Genomic DNA, 8,823 nt, shown 5'->3' with positions numbered 1-8,823 from the left:
CGACCTGGAAGCATTGCAACCGTCAATCAACCGATTGGCCACGGCGAAGTAACGCAAGCCCCCACGCGCTCATTATGCGTGAGGCACCAGCTCACCCTTCGCGCTCACAATTAGGTGAGGCACCTCGGGTGTTTTGGTCAAATTGGACCCCACCGTAATAACCGTTGCCGGTGTTGATGGCCCAGTTACCTCCGGCTTCGCAGCGAGCGAGAGCGTCCCAGGTACCTCCGTTGTTTACTTCCGGAACCTCTGTACCAGGCTTGACACCGACCCGCAGAACACCGTCACGAGCTGGAACGACCACGACATTGGCTACTGGCATTCTCCCAGTTTCGATGCCATTGACCTTCGCGATAGCAAACGTGACGTCCTGTGTCCCCTCGGTGCCAGGATCCTCCACGATCTGGCGACTCATGTTGAGCGTCGGATCCTCGATCCGGTGGTTCGCGGGCGGCAGCGGCGCACGCTCGGTGACCTTCTCGATCCGCACCCGCTTCACGTCGATCCGCATCCCGTCGACGATCGGCGAGGATGCGGCGGGCACCACCTCGTCGCTCTGCTGCAGCGGTACGCCGGCGACCTCGAGCAGGGCGCCCACGTTCGGCGCGGCGAGATTCACGGTGCGCAGCACTCCGGCGTCGGCAAGTTGCACAGTCTTTGCGCTGACCACGGGAAGCGACATGCCTGCGAGCGGCACACGGCTTCCGCGTGACGCCGCTGCGGGCGCCTTGTCGGTCATCTGAAGCTGGCTGAGCGCTTCGTCGACGGTGGACGCTGTCGTCCACACCTCACGGCTGTCACGGCCGTCTGTGGAGATCTGAATCGGCCGGCTCCGACGGAGCACGATGGTGTCGGATTGGTGCACCGGTTGCTCGGCCGCCGGGTAAAGGTCATCACGTTCGCCGACGTCGAATCCGTTCTCCGTGACAACGTCGATGACACGCGTTTTCATGGTGGGCACGGTGATGGTCGTGCCGTCCACGGCGAGGGTCACGGTCTTGTGGGCAGCTACCGCGAATCCGCCCGCGAAGGCCAGCGCAAGCAACGTCACTCCGACCACGAGGCGCAACAACGGCGACTGCTCTTGGTGGATCTTATTCAAAATGCTCAAAACGTGGTCTATCCCGACTATCGGACGGTGCGCCATGCCCGGTAACACACCGCGTTTGATCACAAGACGGTAACGAAAACCCTCACGGGCGGCAACTCGCCAGTCCATAGGCTCGTACGGCCGTCGAAGTAGTTTCCTGCGCAATGTCCTCAGCGGCGCTGTTGAGGAGTTCGGCCAGCGCACGGACAGTGTAGGGCAGGCAATAGGGTTCGTTCGGCGCACCTCGGTACGGATGCGGCGTCAGGAACGGCGCGTCGGTCTCCACGAGAAGTTGCTGTAGCGGAATCAGCGACGCCGCTTCCCGTAGTGCAGTGGCGTTCCGGAAGCTGACGGTGCCGGACAGGCTGAGCAGCCAACCGTTGGCCACACAGGCCCTGGCCATCTCGGCGTCGGACGAGAAGCAGTGGAAGATCACGGTGTCGGGTGCGCCCTCGGCGCGCAGTACGTCCAGCACGGCGGCGTCGGCATCGCGGTTGTGGATCATCAGCGGCTTGCCGATGCGCTTGGCCAGGTCGATATGCCATGCGAACGCGTCGCGCTGGGTCGCCGGGTCGGCGCAGCCCTCGAGCTTGCCCGGCCAGTACATGTCCATACCGGTCTCCCCGACGGCGACGACGCGCGAATGGGAGGCCAACCGCTCGATGACGGTCTTGGTCTCGTCGGTGAGCGCGTCGGCGCGGGTGGGATGCAGCGCTACAGCGCCATAGACCCGCGGATCGGCGTCGACGGCTTCGGTGACCCAACGCGCGGACTCGAGATCGTCGGCGATCGTCACAACGGCCTGCACGCCGACGGCTTCGGCCCGGTCGACGATCGCGCGGATGCTCTCGGCATCGGAGGCGCCACAGGCATCGAGGTGGGTGTGGGCGTCGATAAGGGGTACGAGCGGCTCCGGGGCCGGGGGCGGCGGACGGTTGCGACTCACCGCCACACAATAAGCTGACCGGAAATGAGTGAGCCTTACTACATCACCACCGCCATCGCCTATCCCAACGGCGAACCGCACATCGGCCATGCGTACGAATACATCGCCACGGACTCGATAGCGCGATTCAAGCGGTTGGACGGCTACGACGTGCGGTACCTCACCGGCACCGACGTTCACGGTCAGAAGATGGCCGAGACGGCCGCGGCCCTCGGCATACCGACCGCGGAGCTGGCTCGGCGCAACTCGGATGTGTTCCAGCGGATGCAGGAAAAGCTCAACATCTCGTTCGACCGGTTCATCAGGACATCCGACGCCGACCACTACGAGGCGTCGATCGAGATCTGGAAGCGGATGAACGAGTCCGGCGACATCTACCTCGACACCTACTCGGGCTGGTATTCGGTGCGTGACGAAGGCTTCGTCACCGAAGGCGAAACCAGCGTGAACGCCGACGGTGTGCGGATCGCCACCGAGACCGGTGCCCCGGTGACGTGGACCGAGGAGCAGACGTACTTCTTCCGGCTGTCGGCCTACACCGACAGACTGCTGGCGCATTACGAGGCGCATCCGGAGTTCATCGAGCCCGGCGTTCGGCGCAACGAGGTGGTCAGCTTCGTCTCCGGCGGGTTACGCGACTTGTCGATATCGCGAACGACGTTCGACTGGGGTGTGCCGGTGCCCGACCACCCCGACCATGTGATGTACGTGTGGGTCGACGCGCTGACGAACTATCTGACCGGCGTGGGCTTCCCGGACACCTCATCGGAGATGTTCGGACGGTTCTGGCCCGCCGATTTGCACATGATCGGCAAGGACATCATCCGGTTCCACACCGTCTACTGGCCGGCTTTTCTGATGTCGGCGGGAATCGAGTTGCCGCGCAAGGTCTTTGTGCACGGCTTTGTCCTCAACCGCGGCGAGAAAATGAGCAAGTCGGTGGGCAACGTGGTCGATCCGAACGCTTTGGTGGATGCCTTCGGCGTCGACCAGGTGCGCTACTTCTTCCTTCGGGAGGTGCCGTTCGGTCAGGACGGCAGCTACAGCGAAGACGCGATCATCGGTCGCATCAACGCCGACCTCGCCAACGAGCTGGGCAACCTCGCGCAGCGGTCGCTGTCGATGGTGGCCAAGAATCTCGACGGAATCGTCCCTGAGACAGGCGAATTCACCGCCGAAGACCAAGAAATGCTGAACGCCGCCGACGGACTACTCGAGCGCGTCCGCGGCCACTTCGACGCCACCGCGATGCACCTGGCGCTGGAAGCCGTCTGGTCGGTGCTCGGCGCAGCCAACAGGTACTTCTCCGCGCAGGAGCCGTGGGTGCTGCGCAAGTCCGACCAAGCCCAAGATCAAGCCAGGTTCCGCACCGTGCTGTACACCACGCTGGAGACGGTGCGGATCGCGGCGTTGCTGAGCCAGCCGGTGATGCCCGAGTCGATGGCCAAGCTGCTCGACCTGCTCGGGCAGACCGCCGATCAGCGGACGTTCGCGTCCGTCGAGACACGGATCGCACCCGGCACTGTGCTGCCGGCGCCGGTGGGTGTGTTCCCGCGCCACCAGGTGGAGTGACGCACGTCACTTTCTGTCACGATCGGCGGGCGGGCGGTGTCTTGAGGGCATGACTCAACACATCACTCCAAAGGTCGTCGTCGTCGGCGGCGGCTACTCGGGAACACTGGCGGCCAACCATCTGCGGATGCGTGGCGATTGGAACGCCCCCGACATCACGTTGATCAACCCCCGTCCCAAGTTCGTCGAGCGAATCCGGCTGCATCAATTCGCCGCGGGCAACTACGACGCAACCGTGGACTACGGCAGCCTGCTCGGCAGCGGCATCAAGCTGGTCGTCGACACCGCAACCCGCATCGACACCGCCAACCGCACTGTGGAGCTGGCATCCGGTTCCGCGGTCGACTACGACTACGTCATCTACGCGGTCGGCAGCACCGGCGTCGTACCGGCGTCAGTACCGGGCGCGGCCGAATTCGCCTATCCGATCGCTGAACTGGAGCAGGCACAGCGCCTGCGCGCAGCTCTCGACGACCTGCACCCGGACGCACCGGTGACTGTGGTCGGTGGCGGGCTGACCGGCATCGAGGCGGCCACCGAGTTCGCCGAGCAGGGGCGAAAGGTCACCCTGGTGTGTGGCGGCCGGTTGGGGCCGACGCTGTCGGTGCCGGGGCGCCGATCGGTGGCCAAGACGCTGGCAAGGCTGCGGGTTGCCGTGCTCGAAACAGACGTTGTGACCGAGGTGCGACCGGACGCCGTCGTCTTCGAAGACGGGGCCGTGCGCCCGAGCGCGGTCACCGTCTGGACCGCGGGCTTCGGCGTGCCGGACCTGGCCGCGGCCAGTGGCCTGGGCACCGACTCGATCGGCCGCCTGCTCACCGACGAAACTCTGACCAGCGTGGACGATCCTCGCGTCATCGCCGCCGGCGACTGCGCATCGCCCTCGGGCGAGCCGCTGCGGATGTGCTGCGCATCTGCATCGCAGCTCGCGCCGCAGGCCGCCAACACCGTGCTCAGTCGGATCGCGGGCACCGCGCCCGCCAGGTTCGAGTACGGCATACCGGCGCAATGCATCAGCCTCGGACGCCGCGCCGGGATTTTGCAGCTGGGCCGCATGAACGACACGGCCGTCAACCTCTACTTCAGCGGGCGCCTCACCGCCAAGATCAAGGAGGCGATCTGCAAGGGCACACTGTGGGGTATGCGCCGAGAGGCCCGCAAGCCGGGATCGACCTTCTGGTTCAAGGGCGGCCCACGGCCGACGGAGGTCGCGCCCGAGGTGGTCACACAAGCGTGACCACCCAGGGTCCGATCGCCGGCTCGGCCGGGGGAGAACACGCCGAGCGGTTCACCCATCTACGGCCGCTGCTGTTCACCATCGCCTACGAAATCCTCGGCTCGACAACCGAATCCGATGACGTGCTGCAGGACAGCTATCTGCGATGGGCCGACGTGGACCTCGCGACGGTGCGCGACACCAAGTCGTATCTGGCGCAACTGGTGACCCGCCAGGCGCTCAATACTCTGCGCGAGGGCGTGCGCCGTCGCGAGGACTACATCGGGCCGTGGCTTCCAGAACCGCTGCTGCTCGACGACCGCGATGCCTCGGCCGACGTCGTTCTCGCCGAATCGGTTTCGATGGCGATGCTCGTTCTTCTCGAGACGCTCACCCCCGACGAGCGGGCGGTGTTCGTGCTGCGTGAGACGTTCGGCTTCGACTACGACGAAATCGCGGAGGCGGTGGGCAAATCCGTGCCGACGGTGCGCCAGATGGCGCACCGTGCGCGCGAACACGTGCATGCCCGGCGCAATCGCTTCGGACCCGTCGACGCCGAGCGGACCCAACAGATCACCGAGCAGTTCCTGACCGCCGCGTCCACCGGAGACATGGACGGACTGATGGCGCTGTTGGCACCGGGGGCGACCTGGACGGCTGACCACGGTGGTAAGGCCGCAGCGATTCGCCGGCCCGTCGTTGGCGCCCGGCGGGTTGCCGCGCTCATGGCCCGCGTGTTTCAGGTGGCCGAGGAGACGCCGCAAATGCGTTTCCAGACGGCGGTCTACAACAGTGCTCCGGCGATCGTCGTCTACACCGGCGATCACCTTGAGGGCCTCGTCGTATTCGAGGTGATCGAGGACAAGATCACGAACCTCTACGCGATGCGAAACCCGGACAAGCTGACCGGGGTCACGACGCCGCGGGAAATCGGTCGATCGTGACGTAGGCCGTATCGGGCCCGGACTGGCAAACTCCGAGTGCGTGTCGCATCGGCCTCAAGGGAATGTCAGCTGGATCAGTGAGCAGTCGTCGTCGAAGGTTTTTGTCGGTGTGAGGTCCATCAGTTCTTTGAGGAGTCCGTCGAGGGACCAGCTCGACGATCCGGCCAGTCGGGCATTGATCTCCTTGAAGCCGGCCGCGGACAACTGGTGCTCGTCGGCGAGGAGGATCTCTTGCGCGCCGTCGCTGTAGATCAGGATCCGACACCCCGGTGGGACGGCGTAGGTCCGCGTGGTGAACACGGTGTCCCCGAACATCCCGACAGGTATTGCCGGAGTGAACAACTCGGTGAGTGAGACGGTGCCGTCGCCGGCGTTGTCGAAAGCGATTGCGGGCGGGGCGCCGGCGCTTGCGTAGCGAAGCGTACGAGTGGATGCCTGGTAGACGCTGTACCAGATCGTGAAGTAGTGATCGACCTGATCGTCCATTTGAAACAGGCGGTTCAGTTCGGTCAGCGCCGCCTGCGGCGCCACCATGGATTCGATGCCGAGGGTTCCCGATCGCAGCATGTTGTGCACGGAGACCGCGAGCAATGCGGGTTCGAGGCCATGGCCGGAGACGTCGATCAGGTAAACCAGAAGGTGGTCGTCGTCGATCCAGGTGTAGTCGAAACAGTCACCGCCGAGTTCTCGTGAGGGCAGGTAGCGGGACGTCACGTCAACGGCTCCGGTCAGACCGCTGGGCATGATCGAGGCCATGTAGGCCGCCGCACTTTCCAATTCGGCTGCGATCTGCTCGCTCTGCTGCTGAAGGCGTTGTGCCAGAAGGCGGTTCTGCTCGTCGCTCTGGGCGAGCTGTTCTCGTGCAGCCACCTCGGCGGTAATGTCGGCGATCTGCGAGACTAAGTTATCCACCTGTCCGTTCTCGTCACGGATACAGCTCACCGATAGATCGCCCCAGATCCGATGACCGTCGGCATGGACGTACTGCTTGAGCATCCGGTAGGAGTCTTTGCGGCCTTCCAGGACATCGTTGAAGTTGTCAAGATCCGCTTGCAGGTATTCCTGGACGGTGAGTTCTTGCCAGGTTTTCTGCTTCAAGGTGTCGGCGTCGTAGCCGAACAGTTCACAAAGCGCGTCGTTGACTTCCACGAAGGCGCCGTTCGGGGCGACGAGGCACATGCCGATGGCGGCGCTGTCCATCGACCGCCGGTAGCGGGCTTCCGCCCGGGCCTGTTGCCGACGCGCCTCCTCGGCTTCCTGCTCCGCGGCCACTTCGTCATCGATCAGACGCAGCGTACTCAGCGCCCCGTCCTCGCGGCCGCTGGCGTCATAGAAGGGCTTGGCGTGCATATGAAACCAGTGTGTGAGGCCATCCGCAGCGAGTATTCGAATGCGCCGGCGCACCTCACCACCCGCGAGGACAGTGGCGGCCTGAGCGGCGAGGTCCAGTGTTGCCTCCGGGAGAACCGCCTCCTGCATCTGACGGCCCACCCAGTGTTCCGGTGGGGCACCCAGGACAGCTTGGACGGACGGGGAGACCCACACGATCTTGGTGTCGCGAAGATGAACGATCACGTCTCCGGAGTTCTCCGCCAGCAGACGGTAGTTCTCTTCGGACACTGCGAGGCGTTGCGCGGCCACGAACCGCTCCGTGACGTCGCGCCAGGTCAAACTGAGCAGGTCGGCTCCGGCCCTCGTGGCGCGGATGTCGTAACGGCGGGCATCGTCGAGCGTCTCGTTGAAGAGCGCGAAATCGTCGTGGATCACCGGCTCCCCGTCGTCGAGGCACTGGATGTAGCGACGCTGCAACTCTGGGCTCTCAAGATTCGGCGTGGCTTCCCGCTGGGTGTGCCCGACCAGATCGCTTTCCCGCAGCCCCAAATATGAGCAGGCTGCCTGGTTGACACTGCGATAGCGGAAATCGACCACCTGCCTGGTGACATCGCGGTCCGCCTCCAGAAGTACCTGAGGGTCGAGCATGCTGTCAGCACTGGCCCGCAACAGAATCCGATCGGATTCGGCGGCCGCACGTTGCCTTTCATCGCGTTGGTTCAGGTGGAACGCCAGCAATCCGACAACGCCCGTGCCCACCGCCGTCGAGAAGGTGAGCGCCGAATCAGCGCTCAGACCGATGGAGAGAAAAAGCATTCGCGACAGCCCGACGAAGATCGGGAAGCTGGCGATGATCGCGACCAAACGAATCAGCGTCCGGCGGTCCGGTCGAGAGCGCAGTCGCCCTACCGCACCCCGTTCGGGATGTGCCGTCACGGCCGCGAATCCCAGCAGCAACAGCGCCAGCGCAGTCGCCAAGGCCATTCCGGTGGACTGCGCGACCGTCAACAGCGAGACCGCATGGAACAAATACGCCAGCGCCGTGACGGCAGGGGCGACCATCGCGGCAACGCAACACAAGACCCATGTCAAGCGGGCCCATCCCCGATCCACCCGGGTCACCCCAACGGCAACGGACAGGAACAGCACCGAGATCGCCGTCTGTGGACTCGGGCGACCCGGCCAGGTGGACTGGAGTCCGCGTACCGCAGTCCCAAACCACACCTGATCCACGCCCAACGCCCGACCGGTGGCGTACTCCGCCAGCACGACCGTCGCCAGCACACCCACCGCCGCCGCTACACTGCGCCCAACCCACACCCGGGCATGCGTCGGACGGCCCGACTGCACCAGCAGCGCCACCGCCAGGGCGACCAGCCACAGCGCGGTCCACGGCACCATCTGCGGCCAGCTCGGGTAGATCCTGGTCAACGCCTGGATTCCGGTCGCCCAGCCGACCCAGTTCAGGGTCGCCACGGCCAGGACTATCGCCGCCGCAATGGGTCCCCGGCGGCTCGGATCGGCCGGCGGACTCACACGAGAAGCTGATTCATTCACGCGACACCGCCCCGTAGGAGGCGACCTGATCGCTCGTCGTCACTACATTCTCGGATGCGCGATTTCAGGAGGCCTTGCTTCCGGATTCATCCAATCGCTGCTTGCTGCGGCTTCATCGGATCCCCCCTCATGCAGCGCGGCGGCTGCGTATAGACGCACCGATGTT

6 protein-coding genes are annotated in these 8,823 nt (G+C 64.8%); 3 read left to right on the top strand and 3 right to left on the bottom strand.

Annotated features, from left to right (window positions below):
- Positions 1 to 91: 91 nt before the first annotated feature.
- On the bottom strand, positions 92 to 1,111 hold the full coding sequence (locus CSQ99_RS31725; RefSeq protein ID WP_281258514.1) for a resuscitation-promoting factor: 1,020 nt from the start codon (positions 1,109 to 1,111) through the stop codon (positions 92 to 94).
- An 82-nt stretch (positions 1,112 to 1,193) separates the two neighbouring features.
- Positions 1,194 to 2,036 (bottom strand): TatD family hydrolase, encoded by an 843-nt coding sequence (locus CSQ99_RS26455; protein WP_099041969.1) that lies wholly within the window; start codon positions 2,034 to 2,036, stop codon positions 1,194 to 1,196.
- A gap of 24 nt (positions 2,037 to 2,060) precedes the next feature.
- Between CSQ99_RS26455 and metG the strand changes: the two genes are divergently transcribed.
- From metG to sigJ, 3 genes are read left to right on the top strand one after another with little or no spacing between them, the layout of a single operon-like run.
- Positions 2,061 to 3,608, top strand: coding sequence for a methionine--tRNA ligase (gene metG, locus CSQ99_RS26450; protein ID WP_099041968.1), 1,548 nt, complete (start codon positions 2,061 to 2,063; stop codon positions 3,606 to 3,608).
- 49 nt (positions 3,609 to 3,657) lie between these two features.
- Positions 3,658 to 4,845, top strand: coding sequence for an NAD(P)/FAD-dependent oxidoreductase (locus tag CSQ99_RS26445; protein ID WP_099041967.1), 1,188 nt, complete (start codon positions 3,658 to 3,660; stop codon positions 4,843 to 4,845).
- Positions 4,842 to 5,768 (top strand): RNA polymerase sigma factor SigJ, encoded by a 927-nt coding sequence (gene sigJ / locus CSQ99_RS26440; RefSeq protein ID WP_245909106.1) that lies wholly within the window; start codon positions 4,842 to 4,844, stop codon positions 5,766 to 5,768. Before CSQ99_RS26445 ends, sigJ begins: the two co-directional genes overlap by 4 nt.
- 54 nt (positions 5,769 to 5,822) lie before the next feature.
- On the opposite strand, the gene CSQ99_RS26435 is transcribed toward sigJ, so the two are convergent.
- Complete coding sequence (locus tag CSQ99_RS26435) at positions 5,823 to 8,576, bottom strand: SpoIIE family protein phosphatase (protein WP_218014618.1); 2,754 nt, start codon at positions 8,574 to 8,576, stop codon at positions 5,823 to 5,825.
- Positions 8,577 to 8,823: the final 247 nt, after the last annotated feature.

It is taken from the genome of Mycobacterium neglectum, from assembly GCF_002591975.1.
Lineage (GTDB): Bacteria > Actinomycetota > Actinomycetes > Mycobacteriales > Mycobacteriaceae > Mycobacterium > Mycobacterium neglectum.
Note: the sequence above shows the minus strand (reverse complement) of the source record. Positions and strands in the feature narration are given on the sequence as shown.

What these genes read in the sequence shown, in the direction of transcription:
- metG (WP_099041968.1), top strand. Translation starts at nt 2,061, where the DNA reads ATGAGTGAGCCTTACTACATCACCACCGCCATCGCCTATCCCAACGGC.
- CSQ99_RS26445 (WP_099041967.1), top strand. Translation starts at nt 3,658, where the DNA reads ATGACTCAACACATCACTCCAAAGGTCGTCGTCGTCGGCGGCGGCTAC.